Below are 14,154 nucleotides of genomic sequence, written 5' to 3'. Positions count from 1 at the left end.
GTTGAGGACGTTGCCATGCTTGCTTCCCGATTGTCTTCCCTGCCCCGTTTCCTGGCCCATCTCGCGCTGGCGGCCCTCGCCGGCGCACTCGGCCTTCCCGACATCGCCGTCGCACAGGACAAGCGACAGAACGCGCCCGGCGAATTCGACTTTTACGTGCTGTCGCTGTCGTGGTCGCCCTCGTTCTGCGAGGAGGCGGCGGAGCGCGGCGGCCGCTCCCAAATCCAGTGCGGCGGCCGACCCTACTCCTTCGTGGTGCATGGGCTGTGGCCGCAATACGAGAGCGGCTTTCCAGAGTATTGCCAGCGGCCGGCCCCGCGGCTCAACCGCAACATCGTTTCCTCGATGCTCGACCTGATGCCGGCGCCGGGATTGATCTTCAACGAATGGGACAAGCACGGCACCTGCTCCGGCATGTCGGAACGCACCTACTTCGAGACCATTCGCAAGGCGCGCGCCGCCGTGAAGATTCCGGCCGAGTATCTCGAGATGTCGCAGGCCAGGACCCTCGCCCCTTCCGAGGTCGAAGAGTCCTTCATCAAGGCTAATCCGGGCTTGAGCGATTCGGCGATCTCGGTGTCCTGCAGCCGGACGCGGCTCAGCGAGGTGCGCATCTGCATGAACAAGGACCTGCAGTTCCGCGCCTGCGAGGACATGGATCGCCGCGCCTGCCGCCGCGACCAGGTAACGATGCCGCCGATCAGGGGCGGCTAGACATTTGTCCTGCGTATCGGGCTCGTCACTCCGACTGGTGCGCAAGCACAGGCCCGGAATCTCGCGATTCCCCGCAGCGCAGTTTGCCCGCCGTGGTTCGACGCTTTCGCGTCGGCCTGCAATGACCCGTTACTTTGATGGCGTGATGTCGTAACTGTCACCCATGAACTACCGTCACGCCTTTCACGCCGGCGGATTTGCCGATGTGATCAAGCACATCGTGCTGGTCCGCATCCTGCTCTATCTGCAGGAGAAGCCGGCCGCGTTTCGCGTCATCGACACCCATGCCGGGGCCGGTCTCTATGACCTCGAAAGCGAGGAGGCGCGCCGCGGCGGCGAGTGGCTGACCGGCATCGCGCGCATCCTGCAGGCGCGGTTTTCGGAAACGGCGGCATCGCTGATCAAGCCCTATCTCGACCTCGTCAGGGCCTTCAATTCCGGCCCCGGGCTCAAAACCTATCCGGGATCGCCGCTGATCGCGCGCGGCCTGCTGCGGCCGCAGGATCGCCTGGTTGCCTGTGAAGTGGAGCCGAGTGCGCGCAAGGCGCTGATCGACACGCTCCGTCGCGACGCCCAGGCGCGCGTGGTCGATCTCGACGGCTGGGTCGCACTGCCGGCGTTCGTTCCGCCGAAAGAGCGGCGCGGCCTCGTGCTGATCGACCCGCCCTTCGAATCCAAGGACGAATTCGACCGGCTGCGCGACTGTTTCTCAAGCGCATTCGCGAAATGGCCGACCGGCATTTACCTGTTGTGGTATCCGGCCAAGAGCCGTCGCGCCACCGATGCGCTCGCACGGGCGGTGGCGGCGACCGCTCAAGCGGCAACGCCGCCCGGAAAATGCCTGCGCCTGGAGTTCAGCGTTGCCCCCCAGGAGGCCGGAGGCCAGCTGGCCTCGACCGGCCTGTTGATCGTCAACCCGCCATGGCCGCTGCACGGTGAGCTCAAGACCATTCTGCCGGAGCTCGAAAAGCCGCTCGGCCAAGGTGGCGCCGGCCGATTCCGGCTCGAGGCTCCCACGGCCTGAGTAACCCGGCCAGCTTGGAAAAATGTGCAAGAATGGTGGTCAATTTGCAGGGAACCGTATTATGCTGAGCGCGTGACTGGCTTTACGTTCCGCTTCCGCGAATGGTTGCGGCGGAGTGAAGGCCTAAGAAAGATCCAGGCGGGTCGGGTGCCCGCCCAAGGTGGCCAAGCTCCCGGACAGTAAACGTCCGGTCCTGTGCCGGACGCGATGGGCGTCACGGCGGAGCAATGCGGGGGAGGAGTCCCGATGGCCATGACGGGGACGGTCAAGTTCTTCAACGGCGAGCGCGGCTACGGCTTCATCAAGCCGGACGATGGCGGTCGCGATGTTTTCGTGCACATCACCGCGGTCGAGCGGGCCGGTTTGAAGGACCTGAGCGAAGGACAGCGTATCACTTTCGAAGTCGAGCCGGACAAGAAGGGAAAAGGACCGAAGGCAGTCAATCTCGTGATCATTACCTGAAGAGCGCCCCGCAAAAAAATCCCGGCCGCCAGAAGCGGCCGGGGAGAGGCTATGGGTCCGGTATTTTCTTATCAGAAGCGATAGTTCACGCCGGCTCGCACGACGTTCGCGCTGTAGCCATTCGACACGCCCGTGATGGCGAACGGACTCGTTGACAGGTCGAAGTAGAGATACTCGACCTTGGCGCTCCAGTTCGGAGTGAAGCCAAGTTCCACGCCGGCGCCGGCGGTCCAGCCCGCGGTGGTGTGAGATTCGGAGAACCCAAAGGTTGCGCCGCGCAACTCGCCGAAGGCCAGCCCCGCGGTGCCGTAGAACAGGATGTTGTTGAAGGCATAACCGGCCCGGCCGCGGATCGTGCCGAACCAGGGATTGGAGAACTTCCACGGCGCGAACGTATCGTCCGCGCCGGTGGCCTGGATGTCGCCTTCGGCTCCGAACACCCACGGACCATTCTGGAAGTTGTAGCCCGCCTGCACGCCCCCGAGAAAGCCGGACGGCTTGGTCAGGTTGTTGTCGACCGATCCCCATTCATAACCGATATTGGCGCCGAGATAGGGGCCGGCCCAGCTGTAGGCGTTGAGTGGCTGGTTGACGGTGTAGGGCGCGCGCGGTGCATAGTTGAGATCGGCGGCATAAGCCGATGCCGTCCAGCCCGCAGCGATCGCCACTGCGCTCAAAACGAACGTTCTCATCGCACTCTCCACGCAACTGCCGCGACCAGTGGTTCGCAGAGCGCATGGCGCGTGCGAGCCGCATGGTTACGGAACTCACTCTTTTTCGCGTAGGATTTATCGCGAGTTTTAAGTTAAAGGCTTGTTAAGGTCCGTTTACCGACCGCTCAGCATTCCTAACAAAGCGTTACGCGCCCGCGCGGCCGTTAACCGGCGTGCAACGCGGCGGCGGTTGGGGCTGAATGGCGGGCGACGACAGGAACTTCAAATCGCCGATCCCAGCGCCTAGATTTCTGCCCATGGACCACGATTCCACCGACAATCCGAAGACCCCTCGCGCACCCAAGGCGCGGCGCGGTTCCGCGGCCGAGGCAGACCCTCAGGAGCTGAGTCCGCAGGAAATGGCGCCGCCGGACATCGACCCTGCCAGCGCAGGCGGCGAGGAAGAGGACGAGGCAAGAGAAGACCAGACAAGCCTGCCCGAGGTCCTGGAAGAGAGTGGAGCGGTCGCCGAAGGTCCGCTGGCGACAGGTCATGCCGCGATCGATCGCGCGGTGCGGCTCGCCCCCACTTCGCCCGGCGTGTACCGCATGCTCAACGCCAGCAACGATGTGCTCTACGTCGGCAAGGCCAAAAACGTCCGCAAACGTCTGTCCTCCTATGCCAGGGTGGGCGCGCCGCAGCCGGCGCGCATCCTGCGCATGATCGCCGCCACCGTTGCCCTCGAGATCGTCTCCACCTCGACGGAAACCGAGGCGCTGCTGCTGGAGGCCAACCTCATCAAGCAGCTGCGCCCGCGCTTCAACGTGCAGCTCCGCGACGACAAGTCGTTCCCCTATATCCTGATCACCGGCGACCACTGGGCGCCGCAGATCCTCAAGCATCGCGGCGCGCAGACGCGGCCGGGCCGGTACTTCGGCCCCTTCGCCTCGGCGGGCGCGGTCAACCGCACCATCACGGCGCTGCAGCGCGCGTTTCTGGTCCGCTCCTGCACCGATTCCTTCTTCGAGAGCCGCACCCGCCCGTGCCTGCTCTATCAGATCCGCCGCTGCGCAGGTCCCTGCACCCGCGAAATCGATTTCCAGGGCTATTCGACGCTTGTTCGCGAAGCGACCGATTTCCTGTCCGGCCGCAGCCATCTGGTGAAACAGGAGCTGGCGCGCGAGATGGAAAAGGCCTCGAGCGAGCTCGAATTCGAGACTGCGGCGCTGTACCGCGACCGGCTTGCCGCGTTGTCGGCGATCCAGTCGCAGCAGGGCATCAATCCGCGCACGGTCGAGGAGGCCGACGTCTTCGCCATTCATCAGGAAGGCGGCTTCTCCTGCGTCGAGGTGTTCTTCTTCCGCACCGGGCAGAACTGGGGCAACCGCGCCTACTTCCCGCGAGCCGAAAAGACCTTCACGCCGGAGGAAGTGCTGTCCTCGTTCCTCGCGCAGTTCTACGACGACAAGCCGCCGCCGAAGCTCGTCCTGCTCTCGCACGAGATCGAGGAAGGCGAGCTCCTGGCCAATGCGCTGTCGATCAAGGCCGGCCACAAGGTCGAGGTCTCGGTGCCCAAGCGCGGCGAGAAGAAGGAACTGGTCGCGCACGCGCTGACGAATGCGCGCGAGGCGCTGGGCCGCAAGCTTGCCGACACCGCGACACAGGGCCGCCTGCTCGGGGCGCTGGCCGCCACGCTTGCCCTGCCGCATCCGCCGAGGCGGATCGAGGTGTACGACAACAGCCACATCCAGGGGAGCAACGCGGTCGGGGCAATGATCGTCGCGGGCCCGGACGGCTTCGTGAAGAACCAGTACCGCAAGTTCAACATCAAGTCCGAGGGGCTCACGCCCGGCGACGACTACGCCATGATGCGCGAAGTGTTGCAGCGCCGCTTCAAGCGACTGCTGGCCGCGCCAGATGGCGAAGCCAGGGCCAGGGAAAACGAGAAGCACGACGAATTCCCGCAACGGCCCGACCTCGTCATCATCGACGGCGGCCGCGGCCAGCTCAATGCGGCCAGAGAGATCGCCGAGAAGCTCGACCTGAAGGACGTCTTGCTGCTCGCGGTGGCCAAGGGGCCGGACCGCGACGCCGGCCGCGAGACGCTGTTCATGCCCGACCGCGAGGCGATCAAGCTGGAGCCGCGCGACCCCGTGCTCTATTTCATCCAGCGGCTGCGGGACGAGGCGCACCGGTTTGTCATCGGCTCACATCGCAAGCTGCGCAAGAAGGATCTCCGCGAAGCGGGGCTGCAGGAGATCCCGGGTATCGGCCCGTCACGCAAACGTGCCTTGCTGCTTCACTTCGGAACATTGAAGGAGATCGAACGGGCCTCCGTCGCCGATCTCGGCAAGGTTCCGGGGGTCAGTGCCGAAAGCGCCCGCAAGATTTTCGAGTATTTCCACACCCAAACGGGGTGACCCGGGGCTGGAAAGATAAGTTATCCGGTCATATGGACGTCGTTTCCGGCCAGTCATCTAGGCCTGACGGTTGACCTTCACGGCGCAGCGGTATTGGTAGGACTGATGAACATCGCAACCACACGAGGGACCGCCAAGGGCTCGATGTCCCTTCCGAACATCCTGACCTACGCCAGGATCGCCGCGATCCCGGTCGTGGTCGGCTGCATCTATGCGCAGTCCATCCTGAACGGCCCGCTGTGGCTGCGCTGGGTGGCGGTCGCCGTTTTCATCGCCGCGGGCGTCACCGACTACCTCGACGGCTATTATGCGCGCGCCTGGAACCAGCAATCGGCGTTTGGCCGGATGCTCGATCCGATCGCCGACAAGCTCCTGGTCGCCTCCTGTCTGCTGATGCTGGCGGCCGACGGTATCATCCACGGCTGGTCACTCTGGGCCGCCATCGTTATCCTGTGCCGGGAAATCCTGGTTTCAGGACTACGTGAGTACCTTGCTGCGCTGCGCGTCAGCGTGCCCGTGACCAAGCTCGCCAAATGGAAGACCACCATGCAGCTGGTCGCGATCGGCTTTTTGATCGCCGGCGAGGCCGGAGACATGGTGGTGCCGGTGGTGACCCAGATCGGCCTTCTGCTGCTGTGGGCGTCGGCCCTGTTCACGATCTACACCGGCTACGACTATTTTCGTGCCGGAATTCATCACCTCATCAAGGAGGATGAGGGATGAAGGTGAAATATTTCGCCTGGGTGCGCGAGCGCGTCGGCAAGGCAGAGGAGACGATCGAGCCGCCGGCCGGCGTGGGGACCGTCGACGAGCTGATCGCCTGGCTGTCCAAGCAGGGCGAGGGCTACGCCTATGCCTTCGAGAGGCCGCGCGTGATCCGCGCCGCCATCGACCACGCCCATGTCAAACCGGATGCGGCGATCGCGGGCGCGAAGGAAATCGCCTTCTTCCCACCAATGACCGGCGGCTAGACCGCCGCATCCCACAGACGAGGGCCACGATCAGGGCCATGACCAACGCCGTCACCATCCGTATTCAAAAGGCCGATTTCGATACGGCGCGGGAGATCGCCGCGCTTACCGCAGGCCGCACCGATATCGGCGCCGTCGTCAGCTTCTCCGGTATCTGCCGCGGTGACGAAGGCGGCGAGAAGATCGCGGCGCTGGCGCTCGAGCATTATCCGGGCATGGCGGAAGAGGAGATCGGACGGCACGTCGACGAGGCGATGTCGCGCTGGCCGTTGAGCGCTGTCACCGTCATCCACCGCGTCGGCACGATCACGCCGGGCGAGAACATCGTGCTGGTCGTAACGACATCGCAGCACCGGCAGGCGGCCTTCCAGGCGGCGGAGTTTCTGATGGACTATCTCAAGACCAGCGCCCCCTTCTGGAAGAAGGAGGAGAGCGCCAGCGGCGCGAGCTGGGTCGAGGCTCACGCCCGCGATGATGCGGCCGCCGCGCGCTGGACCAAATCCTGATGACCAAGCGCGCCAAAAAGGCAGCGCGCGGCCGCGCCGCGCCAAAGCCTGCGAAAGTCTCGGCGGGCGAGCTTGTCACGCTGCTCGATTTCGTCCGCTATGCCGTAAGCCGCTTCGTTGGAGCCAGGCTCGCCTTCGCGCACGGCACCAGTGATCCCGTGGCCGAAGCAGCATTCCTCGTCTGCGAGGCGCTACATCTGCACCCCGACCAGTTCGAGGCCTTCGCCACCGCGCGCGTCACCTTCGCCGAAGCCAGGACGATCCTCGCGCTGATCGAGCGGCGCATCGCCACGCGCAAACCGGCTGCCTATCTGGTCAACAAGATCTACATGCGCGGCCTGCCCTTCTACGTGGACGAACGCGTCATCGTGCCGCGCTCATTTGTCGGCGAACTCCTGGATTCCCATTTCAGCGGGGACGACGACACCGGCTCGCTGATCGACGATCCCGCCGAGATCGAGAGCGTGCTCGACCTCTGCACCGGTTCCGGCTGTCTTGCCATTCTTGCGGCGCGGCACTTCCCAAACGCGCAAATCGACGCGGTCGACGTTTGCATGGACGCGCTCGAAGTCGCCGCGCGCAACGTCTCCGACTACGGGCTTGAGGATCGGATCAGCCTCCACCGCGGTGACCTGTTCGAGCCGCTGGAGGACGCGCGTTATGACCTGATCGTCTCCAACCCGCCCTATGTCGACGCCGAGGGCATGGCTGCTCTGCCGCCGGAGTGCCGCGCCGAACCGAAACTCGCCTTCGACGGCGGTGGCGACGGCCTGGATGTCGTGCGTCGCATCCTCGCTGAGGCCCCACGGCACCTCAACCCCGGCGGCGGGCTTCTGTGCGAGATCGGACGCGGCCGCGAGCGGCTGGAAGAGGCCTTTCCGCAACTGCCTCTGCTGTGGCTCGACACCGAAGACTCCGAAGGCGAGGTCTTCTGGATCGGGGCATCGGATCTCGACTGATTTTTGTGCAGTGCCGCTCGAAATCTGCATGACAGGTGCGGCAATTATGAGTGCGGGAACGTTCCCGTAGCCCGTCGAAGCTGGTAGTTTGCCGACAGCCATCGATCCCCGACTTGCATTCAAAGAGGTCCTCATGCTGGACAAGAGCTCCCGCCCCTCAAGCGTCAACGTGCCAAATGATCTTGCGGCGCATTGGATGCCCTTCACCGCCAACCGGGCTTTCAAGAAGGCACCGCGGCTGCTCGCCGGCGCCAAGGACATGCATTACATCACCGTCGACGGCCGCAAGATCATCGACTCCGCCTCGGGCATGTGGTGCACCAACGCCGGGCACGGCCGCACCCAGATTTCGTCGGCGATCGCCAAGCAGGCCGAGGCGCTGGACTATGCGCCCCCGTTCCAGTTCGGCATCCCGCAGGCGTTCGAGCTTGCGAGCCGCATTGCGGAGCTCGCGCCGAAGGGCCTCGATCACGTCTTCTTCTGCAACTCCGGGTCGGAGGCTGCCGACACCGCGCTGAAGATCGCGCTCGCCTACCACCAGATCAATGGCCAGGGCAGCCGCACCCGCCTGATCGGCCGCGTGCGCGGCTATCACGGCGTCGGCTTCGGCGGCACCTCGGTCGGCGGCATCGTCAACAACCGCAAGCTGTTCGGTACGCTGCTCACCGGCGTCGACCACCTGCCTGCGACCTATGACCGCGAGAAGCAGGCCTTCAGCAAGGGCGAGCCGGAATACGGTGCGCATTTTGCCGACGAACTCGAGAATCTTGTCAACCTGCATGGCGCCAACACCATCGCCGCGGTCATCGTCGAGCCGATGGCCGGTTCGACCGGCGTGCTGCCGGCGCCGAAGGGCTATCTGAAGCGGCTGCGCGAGATCACCCAGAAGCATGGCATCCTGTTGATCTTCGACGAGGTGATCACGGGTTTCGGCCGTCTCGGCCATGCGTTTGCCGCCGAACGCTATGGCGTGCTGCCGGACCTTCTGACCTTCGCCAAGGGCGTCACCAACGGCGCCGCCCCGATGGGCGGCGTGATCGCGCGCGACACGATCCACGACGCGTTCATGAGCGGTCCGGAGCACATGGTCGAGTTCACCCATGGCTACACCTATTCGGCGCACCCGATCGCCTGTGCCGCAGGACTGGCCACCCTCGACGTCTACCGGGACGAAAAGCTGTTCGAGCGCGCCAACAAGCTCGAGCCGAAATTCGCCGACGCCGTGATGTCGCTGAAGGGCATGCCCAATGTCGTCGATATCCGCACCATCGGACTCACGGCGGGCATCGACCTTGCGCCGCGTCCGGACGCCGCCGGCAAGCGCGGCTACGACGCCATGTGCAGCGCCTTCCATGACCACGACCTGATGTTGCGCATCGCCGGCGACACGCTGGCACTGACCCCACCCCTGATCATCAGCGAAGACCAGATCGGCGAGATCATCGAAAAGGTCGGCAAAGTCATCCGCGCGGTGGTCTGACGCTCCCCTTCCCGCTTGGAACGGGAAGAGCTGCTCGGGAACAAGTCAAACTCCTCCACGTTCATCCACGACCGGGGCCCGCGCCTCGGTCCGGGGAGGATTTTGCATGCTCGCACCATCGGGTGATTTGCTGCGCGCCGGCCTCGGATTGAAGCTCAACCAGGTCAGGCGCGCCGCGCGGTCCTATCTGCGCGACCGCGCCGGTCAGGCGACCGGCACGGCGACGGCCTATGCGGTGGCTGCCGGCCTGTTTGCCGCGGCCGGCATCTTCGTGTTGGCGGCGTGCCTTGTCGGTCTGGCGGCGCTGTTCCGCTGGGTCGAGTTGAACTTCGGGACGTTCTGGGCGTTCGGCGCGGTCGGGGCGTTGCTGCTGATCGTTGCCGCAATATGCGCGGCTATCGGCCTGGCCAGGCTGCATCGCCCGGCAAAGGAAATTCCGTCACTCGCCAACCGCCTGCGCGTTGCGATCGCCTCGTACCCAATTCCACGAGGAACAGTGAAGGAGGCGGTAAAGGAAGTTGCGACCAGCATCCCGCTGGCACCCCTTGCTCCCGGGGAGAGAGGTCCTGGACGCGCCGGAATGGCCCCATCGCTGCGGGACTCCCGGATGCAGCTCGGCCTCATGCTGTTCGCGGGAACGCTGCTGGGCTGGGCTGTGACGCGCCGAAGGCGCCGCCCCGTACAACCCGGACGGCGAATGGATGCGTGACGTCGGTACGGTGCGACGGTACGCTTGGGCGTGCCGGCCGACACGATCGGCGCTTCCGTTGCAACTTCAAAGAACACTGGCCCAGCGAATCAACATTGATGGTAAGGTGATGTCGCTTGGGGGAGCAGCGTCCGCATCATGATCCGTATTTCCACGATCTTCATCGCCATCTGCATGGTGCTCGTCGCCGCCTCGCTCGGCCTGGTCCTCTATTCGATGGCGGGCATCAGTGGAACGGACTCGGCGATCGTCGCGCTCGCTGCCCTGACATTCCTGATCCTCTACAACGCGGTTTCGATGCGGCTGCGTGATCGCAGCGATGTCGGCACCCAGATCGCGGACCTGTCGCGCGGCACGGCCGATCTTGCCCGCCAGATGGCCGAATTCGGCCGCCGCCTTGCCGCCGTCGAGGCACGCATCGCCTCCTCCAACTCGACCCATGCCGAACACATCCAGTCGGTTGTCGGCGAGATCAACGAGCTCGGCAGCCTGGTCAAGCAGCTCGCGACAACGGTCGCCGCGCATGACGACCTGCTGGCGGCCGAGCCCGCCACCCTGGCGCCGGCGGCGATGCCGGAAAAGGATCCACCGAGCGAGCCGCCGGTGCCCGCCCCAGGAATGGGTGGCGCGGCACCGTCCTCCCCGCCGCCGACCTCCGCGGCGCCCCCCTCCGTCCCGCCGCCGATCGCGGAATCCGCAGCCCTGCGCAAACAGCAGATCGTTTCGACTCTTCGCAGCGCCATCGAGGAGAACAGGGTCGACATCTTCCTGCAACCGATCGTGACCCTGCCGCAGCGCAGGGTGCGCTTCTACGAGGCGGTCACACGGGTGCATGACGAGAAAAACCAGATCCTGTCGGCCGAGGAGTTCATCGATGCGGCGGAAACCTCCGGCCTGATCGGACGCATCGACCACATGGTCATGTTTCGCTGCGTGCAGGTGCTGCGGCGCCTGATGGTGCGCAACAAGGACGTCGGCGTATTCTGTAACGTCGCCGCCTCGACGCTCGGCAATTCGACGACGTTCTCGCAATGCCTCGACTTCCTCGAGGCCAACCGTGCGCTCGCGCCCGCCCTCGTGCTCGAATTCAAGCAGTCGACGTTCCGTCACCTTGGCCAGGCCGAGGCGGAAAACCTCGCCGCGCTTGCGCAGCGCGGCTACCGCTTCTCCATCGATCACGTCACCGATTTGCGCATCGAGCCGCGCGAACTCGCGGACCGCGGCGTGCGCTTCATCAAGGCACCCGCGGGGCTGCTCCTCGACCCGAAACTCGCCTCCACCTCCGACATTCACCCCTCCGACCTGTCGGACCTGCTCGGTCGCTTCGGCATCGACCTGATCGCTGAGCGCATCGAGGGAGAGCGCGCCGTGGTCGACCTGCTGGACTACGACGTGCGGTTCGGCCAGGGCTTCCTGTTCGCGCCGCCGCGCCCATTGCGGCCAGAGGGCGCATCTGCTACCGGCGGGTCTTCGCCGAGCAAGGCGCAAGAATCCGAAGGGTCCAACGGTTCATCCAATGGCTCGCGTAAATCCACCCCGGACGAGACCCTGGCGGCCTCGCCTCCGCGCGCAACCGGAAAGGCCGCGCTGGCGCGGCGCGCTGCCGGTCCGACCTGATCGATACTTCGCATCATGACGACGCTTCACTTTGTCGAGCGCCTGCGCGAGCTCGTTGATGGCGTCGATATCGTTCTCAGCGATATCTGGGGCGTGGTCCATAACGGGCTTGAATCCTTTCCCGAGGCCTGCGAGGCGCTGCACACCTTTCGGTCCCGCGGCGGAGTGGTCATCCTGATCACCAATGCGCCGCGCCCGGCGGATTCGGTACAGCGGCAGTTGCGCAAGCTCGGGGTCGCCGACGAAACCTACGACGCGATCGTCAGCTCGGGCGACCTGACGCGGCTATACGTTGCCGACCATCCGGGCCGAAAGGTGTTCTGGCTCGGACCGGAACGCGACAGCTCGATCTATCGCGGCCTGGACGCGGTGCTCTCCCCGCTCGAGGAAGCCGACTACATCGTCTGCACCGGGCTGCTGGACGACGAAACCGAGACGCCCGAAGACTATCGCGCCATGCTGCTGAAGGCGCGCGAGCGCAAGCTGACGCTGGTCTGCGCCAATCCCGATATCGTGGTCGAGCGCGGCGACCGGCTGATTTACTGCGCCGGCGCCATCGCCGAGCTCTATCGGGAGCTCGGGGGCGAGGTGATCTTTTACGGCAAGCCCTATCCGCCGATCTACGAGCGGGCGATGACGCTCGCCGCCGAGCGGCTGGCGCATCCGGTCGAACGGAGCCAGGTGCTGGCCATCGGCGACTCCGTGCGGACCGACCTTGCCGGCGCACACGGTTTCGGAATCGATCTCTTGTTCGTCACCCGCGGCATTCATTCCGAGGAGTTCGAGGGGGTCGATCAGCTCGACCCTGCTTCGGTCAAGGAATTGTTCGGGCACCCGCCGAAGGCGCTGATGCGCGAGCTGAGGTGGTAGGGCCGTTCCATCCAAAGGGCACCGGCTGAGACGAAAACGCCCGGGAGATCCCGGGCGGTTTGAATTCCTCAATGGGACGATCCAGGCGAAAGCCGCCTCAAGACGCGTTCGCCATATCCGGGAAGACCGCCTCGATCTTGGTCTTCAGCGTCGCCGCGTTGAACGGCTTGACGATGTAATTGTTCACGCCCGCCTTCTTGGCGGCGATCACGTTCTCGGTCTTGGATTCCGCCGTGACCATGATGAACGGCGTGGTCGCCAGGTTGGGATCGGCACGCACCTCGCGCAGCAGATCGTAGCCCGTCATCGGCTCCATGTTCCAGTCGGAAATGACCAGACCATACTTCTTGCTGCGCATCTTGTTGAGCGCAGCCGAACCATCATTGGCATCATCGATATTTGTAAAGCCAAGCTGCTTCAGCAGATTCCTGATGATACGGATCATGGTGCTGTAATCGTCCACCACCAGGACCGGCATCGATAAATCAACCGCCATCTCGACTCCCCCACGCGACCCAAAAACGCCGCAAAATCAACGAACGAACCGGCTGGGCCTCGCCCTCACGGTCCACCCCCAACGACTAACACCAGCCCTTAAACAGCGCGTTAACTGATAGCTATACCGACACCCGGAAATGCTCGGGCCCGCGCCGAAGGCACGGCGGCTTGACTTCCGCAGGCCCGCCAAGCCACGGTCCGGCCCCACCCCCCAGGTTCGAGAACCCCGAAATGGCGCCCAATTTTACCGTTATCCGCGACTCCACGCCGGCGTCGGAGATCCCGAAGGGGGTCGTGGTGGCGATGGGCAATTTCGACGGGGTTCATCTCGGCCACCGGGCGGTCATTGGGGCTGCCATGGACATGGGCCGCCTGCACGGCCATCCGGCTTTCGCCCTGACCTTCGAACCTCATCCGCGTCGGTTCTTCAGCCCCCATACCCCGCAGTTCAGGCTGACCGACGAAACGGCGAAACTGCGGCTGCTGGCCGGCACCGGGCTTGCCGGTGCGGTCGTCATGACCTTCGACAAGGTCCGCGCCGGGACCTCGGCGCAGGATTTCATTCACCATGACCTGATCGGGCGGCTCGGGGTCAGCGGCATTGCCGTCGGCTACGATTTTCATTTCGGCAAGGGCCGGGTCGGCTCGCCCAGCCTGCTGGTCAGGGAAGGACCCCGGCTCGGGATCGAGGTCGACGTGCAGGCCCATGTCGACATCGAGGAGCGGCCGGTTTCCTCGAGTGCCATCCGGATGGCGCTGGCGGAGGGTCAAATTGCCGAAGCGACCACCATGCTGGGCGGCCCCTGGTTCGTCACCGGCGAGGTCATTCACGGCGAAAAGCGCGGCCGCGACCTCGGCTATCCGACCGCCAATATCCGGCTCGACCCGGATTGCGGGCTCAGGCACGGCGTCTATGCGGTGCGGATCGGGCGCGGCGAGGGGCGGCTTGAGGGGGTGGCGAGCTTCGGCCGCCGTCCGACGTTCGACAACGGCGCCCCGCTCCTTGAAATCTTCCTGTTCGATTTCAACGGGAACCTCTACGGCGAGGTCCTGGATTGCGCTTTCATCGGCTTCATCCGCGAGGAATTGAAGTTCGACAGCATTCAGGCCCTGGTGCGACAGATGGATGAGGACTCGGCCAAAGCCCGCGCCCAGCTCGCCGCGGCTCCAAACGCATTCCCCAGGCTCGGCAGGATCGACTGACCGTCCGTCCCCGCCCGGGGCCCTTTGCGATTTCCCGGCGCGGCTGCTATGGAAGCAACATGTTTGCG

Annotated in this window: 15 protein-coding genes; 13 read left to right on the top strand and 2 right to left on the bottom strand. The window is 64.8% G+C overall.

What is annotated here, in order from left to right; all coding sequences use genetic code 11:
* The first annotated feature begins 15 nt into the window (after positions 1–15).
* From HY852_RS05260 to HY852_RS05250, 3 genes are all read left to right on the top strand, one after another.
* A complete protein-coding gene (locus tag HY852_RS05260) occupies positions 16–714 on the top strand; it encodes a ribonuclease T2 (protein ID WP_291603139.1) in 699 nt (232 codons plus the stop codon).
* 163 nt (positions 715–877) lie between these two features.
* Positions 878–1,738 (top strand): 23S rRNA (adenine(2030)-N(6))-methyltransferase RlmJ, encoded by an 861-nt coding sequence (locus HY852_RS05255; protein WP_291603138.1) that lies wholly within the window; start codon positions 878–880, stop codon positions 1,736–1,738.
* 246 nt (positions 1,739–1,984) lie between these two features.
* Entirely contained in the window at positions 1,985–2,200 is a 216-nt protein-coding gene (locus tag HY852_RS05250) for a cold-shock protein (protein WP_291603136.1), read from the top strand.
* A gap of 71 nt (positions 2,201–2,271) precedes the next feature.
* Here HY852_RS05250 and HY852_RS05245 read toward each other — a convergent pair whose 3' ends face one another.
* Positions 2,272–2,892 (bottom strand): outer membrane protein, encoded by a 621-nt coding sequence (locus tag HY852_RS05245; RefSeq protein ID WP_291603133.1) that lies wholly within the window; start codon positions 2,890–2,892, stop codon positions 2,272–2,274.
* A gap of 278 nt (positions 2,893–3,170) precedes the next feature.
* Here HY852_RS05245 and uvrC point away from each other — a divergent pair, with 278 nt between their 5' ends.
* The 9 genes from uvrC to HY852_RS05200 all read left to right on the top strand — a co-directional run bounded on the left by uvrC (position 3,171) and on the right by HY852_RS05200 (position 12,385).
* On the top strand, positions 3,171–5,273 hold the full coding sequence (gene uvrC, locus HY852_RS05240) for an excinuclease ABC subunit UvrC (RefSeq protein WP_291603130.1): 2,103 nt from the start codon (positions 3,171–3,173) through the stop codon (positions 5,271–5,273).
* Positions 5,274–5,378: 105 nt separating this feature from the next.
* On the top strand, positions 5,379–5,996 hold the full coding sequence (gene pgsA, locus HY852_RS05235) for a CDP-diacylglycerol--glycerol-3-phosphate 3-phosphatidyltransferase (protein ID WP_291603128.1): 618 nt from the start codon (positions 5,379–5,381) through the stop codon (positions 5,994–5,996).
* Entirely contained in the window at positions 5,993–6,244 is a 252-nt protein-coding gene (gene moaD, locus HY852_RS05230) for a molybdopterin converting factor subunit 1 (protein WP_291603125.1), read from the top strand. Before pgsA ends, moaD begins: the two co-directional genes overlap by 4 nt.
* A gap of 38 nt (positions 6,245–6,282) precedes the next feature.
* Positions 6,283–6,750, top strand: a complete 468-nt coding sequence (locus HY852_RS05225) for a molybdenum cofactor biosynthesis protein MoaE (RefSeq protein WP_291603122.1) — start codon at positions 6,283–6,285, stop codon at positions 6,748–6,750.
* The gene (gene prmB, locus HY852_RS05220; RefSeq protein WP_291603119.1) at positions 6,750–7,709 is read left to right on the top strand and encodes a 50S ribosomal protein L3 N(5)-glutamine methyltransferase; all 960 of its coding nucleotides are present in this window, start codon (positions 6,750–6,752) and stop codon (positions 7,707–7,709) included. Before HY852_RS05225 ends, prmB begins: the two co-directional genes overlap by 1 nt.
* A 133-nt stretch (positions 7,710–7,842) precedes the next feature.
* Entirely contained in the window at positions 7,843–9,189 is a 1,347-nt protein-coding gene (locus tag HY852_RS05215; protein ID WP_291603116.1) for an aspartate aminotransferase family protein, read from the top strand.
* A gap of 106 nt (positions 9,190–9,295) precedes the next feature.
* A complete protein-coding gene (locus HY852_RS05210) occupies positions 9,296–9,898 on the top strand; it encodes a phage holin family protein (protein ID WP_291603113.1) in 603 nt (200 codons plus the stop codon).
* 138 nt (positions 9,899–10,036) lie between these two features.
* Entirely contained in the window at positions 10,037–11,515 is a 1,479-nt protein-coding gene (locus HY852_RS05205; RefSeq protein ID WP_291603112.1) for an EAL domain-containing protein, read from the top strand.
* A 15-nt stretch (positions 11,516–11,530) separates the two neighbouring features.
* Positions 11,531–12,385, top strand: a complete 855-nt coding sequence (locus HY852_RS05200) for a TIGR01459 family HAD-type hydrolase (protein ID WP_291603110.1) — start codon at positions 11,531–11,533, stop codon at positions 12,383–12,385.
* Between the two features lie 97 nt (positions 12,386–12,482).
* On the opposite strand, the gene HY852_RS05195 is transcribed toward HY852_RS05200, so the two are convergent.
* On the bottom strand, positions 12,483–12,881 hold the full coding sequence (locus HY852_RS05195; protein ID WP_291603108.1) for a response regulator: 399 nt from the start codon (positions 12,879–12,881) through the stop codon (positions 12,483–12,485).
* A 233-nt stretch (positions 12,882–13,114) separates the two neighbouring features.
* Between HY852_RS05195 and HY852_RS05190 the strand changes: the two genes are divergently transcribed.
* The gene (locus HY852_RS05190) at positions 13,115–14,086 is read left to right on the top strand and encodes a bifunctional riboflavin kinase/FAD synthetase (protein ID WP_291603106.1); all 972 of its coding nucleotides are present in this window, start codon (positions 13,115–13,117) and stop codon (positions 14,084–14,086) included.
* Positions 14,087–14,154 lie beyond the last annotated feature (68 nt).

The sequence above is a fragment of the Bradyrhizobium sp. genome, from assembly GCF_016213215.1.
Taxonomy (GTDB): Bacteria; Pseudomonadota; Alphaproteobacteria; order Rhizobiales; family Xanthobacteraceae; genus Bradyrhizobium.
Note: the sequence above shows the minus strand (reverse complement) of the source record. Positions and strands in the feature narration are given on the sequence as shown.

Bases quoted from the DNA above. Each gene is read 5' to 3' on its own strand.
- uvrC (WP_291603130.1), top strand. From the start codon at position 3,171: ATGGACCACGATTCCACCGACAATCCGAAGACCCCTCGCGCACCCAAG.
- HY852_RS05190 (WP_291603106.1), top strand. From the start codon at position 13,115: ATGGCGCCCAATTTTACCGTTATCCGCGACTCCACGCCGGCGTCGGAG.
- moaD (WP_291603125.1), top strand. From the start codon at position 5,993: ATGAAGGTGAAATATTTCGCCTGGGTGCGCGAGCGCGTCGGCAAGGCA.
- HY852_RS05205 (WP_291603112.1), top strand. From the start codon at position 10,037: ATGATCCGTATTTCCACGATCTTCATCGCCATCTGCATGGTGCTCGTC.
- HY852_RS05225 (WP_291603122.1), top strand. From the start codon at position 6,283: ATGACCAACGCCGTCACCATCCGTATTCAAAAGGCCGATTTCGATACG.
- HY852_RS05215 (WP_291603116.1), top strand. From the start codon at position 7,843: ATGCTGGACAAGAGCTCCCGCCCCTCAAGCGTCAACGTGCCAAATGAT.
- HY852_RS05255 (WP_291603138.1), top strand. From the start codon at position 878: ATGAACTACCGTCACGCCTTTCACGCCGGCGGATTTGCCGATGTGATC.
- pgsA (WP_291603128.1), top strand. From the start codon at position 5,379: ATGAACATCGCAACCACACGAGGGACCGCCAAGGGCTCGATGTCCCTT.
- HY852_RS05200 (WP_291603110.1), top strand. From the start codon at position 11,531: ATGACGACGCTTCACTTTGTCGAGCGCCTGCGCGAGCTCGTTGATGGC.
- prmB (WP_291603119.1), top strand. From the start codon at position 6,750: ATGACCAAGCGCGCCAAAAAGGCAGCGCGCGGCCGCGCCGCGCCAAAG.
- HY852_RS05250 (WP_291603136.1), top strand. From the start codon at position 1,985: ATGGCCATGACGGGGACGGTCAAGTTCTTCAACGGCGAGCGCGGCTAC.
- HY852_RS05245 (WP_291603133.1), bottom strand. From the start codon at position 2,892: ATGAGAACGTTCGTTTTGAGCGCAGTGGCGATCGCTGCGGGCTGGACG.
- HY852_RS05195 (WP_291603108.1), bottom strand. From the start codon at position 12,881: ATGGCGGTTGATTTATCGATGCCGGTCCTGGTGGTGGACGATTACAGC.
- HY852_RS05260 (WP_291603139.1), top strand. From the start codon at position 16: ATGCTTGCTTCCCGATTGTCTTCCCTGCCCCGTTTCCTGGCCCATCTC.
- HY852_RS05210 (WP_291603113.1), top strand. From the start codon at position 9,296: ATGCTCGCACCATCGGGTGATTTGCTGCGCGCCGGCCTCGGATTGAAG.